The 629-nt window shown below is 52.8% G+C and carries 1 protein-coding gene; it reads left to right on the top strand.

The window, feature by feature from the left end; genetic code table 11:
- Positions 1-577: IS6-like element IS26 family transposase (locus ACOI7D_RS27835; RefSeq protein ID WP_048257214.1), on the top strand; the 577-nt coding region annotated here is incomplete at its 5' end.
- Between the last annotated feature and the right edge of the window lie 52 nt (positions 578-629).

Below are 629 nucleotides of genomic sequence, written 5' to 3'. Positions count from 1 at the left end.
TCACTCCACGATTTACCGCTGGGTTCAGCGTTATGCGCCTGAAATGGAAAAACGGCTGCGCTGGTACTGGCGTAACCCTTCCGATCTTTGCCCGTGGCACATGGATGAAACCTACGTGAAGGTCAATGGCCGCTGGGCGTATCTGTACCGGGCCGTCGACAGCCGGGGCCGCACTGTCGATTTTTATCTCTCCTCCCGTCGTAACAGCAAAGCTGCATACCGGTTTCTGGGTAAAATCCTCAACAACGTGAAGAAGTGGCAGATCCCGCGATTCATCAACACGGATAAAGCGCCCGCCTATGGTCGCGCGCTTGCTCTGCTCAAACGCGAAGGCCGGTGCCCGTCTGACGTTGAACACCGACAGATTAAGTACCGGAACAACGTGATTGAATGCGATCATGGCAAACTGAAACGGATAATCGGCGCCACGCTGGGATTTAAATCCATGAAGACGGCTTACGCCACCATCAAAGGTATTGAGGTGATGCGTGCACTACGCAAAGGCCAGGCCTCAGCATTTTATTATGGTGATCCCCTGGGCGAAATGCGCCTGGTAAGCAGAGTTTTTGAAATGTAAGGCCTTTGAATAAGACAAAAGGCTGCCTCATCGCTAACTTTGCAACAGTGCC

Origin of the sequence: Klebsiella sp. C360, from assembly GCF_048822415.1 — a bacterium.
GTDB classification, from domain to species: Bacteria; Pseudomonadota; Gammaproteobacteria; order Enterobacterales; family Enterobacteriaceae; genus Klebsiella; species Klebsiella quasipneumoniae.
Note: the sequence above shows the minus strand (reverse complement) of the source record. Positions and strands in the feature narration are given on the sequence as shown.